The organism is Sphingobium sp. 22B (assembly GCF_001580035.1).
GTDB classification, from domain to species: domain Bacteria; phylum Pseudomonadota; class Alphaproteobacteria; order Sphingomonadales; family Sphingomonadaceae; genus Sphingobium; species Sphingobium fuliginis.
This window is the reverse complement of sequence record NZ_LTAB01000073.1, coordinates 1-1,039: the sequence shown is the minus strand read 5'-3', so window position 1 is coordinate 1,039 and position 1,039 is coordinate 1. Positions and strand designations below refer to the sequence as shown.

The 1,039-nt window shown below is 67.8% G+C and carries 1 protein-coding gene; it reads left to right on the top strand.

Annotation, left to right across the window (positions count from 1 at the left end):
• Nucleotides 1–110: 110 nt before the first annotated feature.
• Nucleotides 111–878 (top strand): Crp/Fnr family transcriptional regulator, encoded by a 768-nt coding sequence (locus tag A0J57_RS24965; protein WP_061941032.1) that lies wholly within the window; start codon nt 111–113, stop codon nt 876–878.
• The last annotated feature ends 161 nt before the right edge of the window (nt 879–1,039 follow it).

The following is a 1,039-nucleotide window of genomic DNA, read 5'->3' as shown; positions in this document are numbered from 1 at the left end:
CATTCCCCCTCCCGCCTGCGGGAGGGGGAATGTCCGCAATCCACCCACTTTCGCCTCTTAGGGACAATTACGGATAGGTTGCGGCGCGCGGTGGCGGCATGGATCGGCGCATGGATATGCGATTTGATCTGGCGCAAAAGGCGCAGGACGATGGGGCCTTCGTCATGGCGGCGACGCCTCCGGCCAAGGGCTGCGGTGGGCAATATTGCGACCGGTGCGAGGTGCGCGATCAGGCGGTCTGCGCCGATCTCGACGAAAAGCAGCGCGTGGCGCTGAACCGGATCGGGCGGCGGGTGTCGCTGCAGGCCGGGCAGACCGTGATGTGGGAAGGCGACAGTTCGACGCTGGTCGCCAATGTGATCGAGGGGACGCTGAAGCTGTCCACCTCCACCGGCGACGGGCGCGAGCAGATCGTCGGCGTCGTCTATGCATCGGATTTCATCGGCCGCCCCTTCGGCGCGCGGACGCCGCACAGTGTCACGGCGCTGACCGATGCGCGGCTGTGCCTTTATCCGCGGGGGGCGTTCGACGGCTTTGCGCGGGAGCATCCGGCGCTGGAGCACCGGCTGTTGCAGCGGACGCTGGACGATCTGGACCGGACGCGGGCGTGGATGCTGCTGTTGGGGCGGAAGAATGCGCGGGAGAAGGTGGCGACCCTGCTGCTGGACATGCACCGGCGGTTGCGGGCGGATCGGGATGGGGTGATCGAACTGCCCCTGTCGCGGCAGCAGATCGCGGACGTGCTGGGGCTGACCATCGAGACGGTGTCGCGGCAGATCGGCGATCTGAAGCGGATGGGCGTGATCGCGCTCGCCGGGCGGCGCGGGGTACGGATCGTGGATGCCGGGCGGCTGGAGGGGATGGCCGAGGGGGAGTGAGGGGGCTGTTTTTGGCCAATTCAGGACCTTCCCCTCCCATAAACGGGAGGGGTTAGGGGTGGGCGCGAGCGGAGCGAGCTTCTGACTTGGCCGTTGCAAAACAGCGCAGATGCCGCGCCGCCCGGCGAGCGCGATCACGCCCATCCGCTTCAGATCGCCGA

Coding starts and splice junctions, on each gene's coding strand:
- A0J57_RS24965 (WP_061941032.1), top strand. CDS start 111: ATGGATATGCGATTTGATCTGGCGCAAAAGGCGCAGGACGATGGGGCC.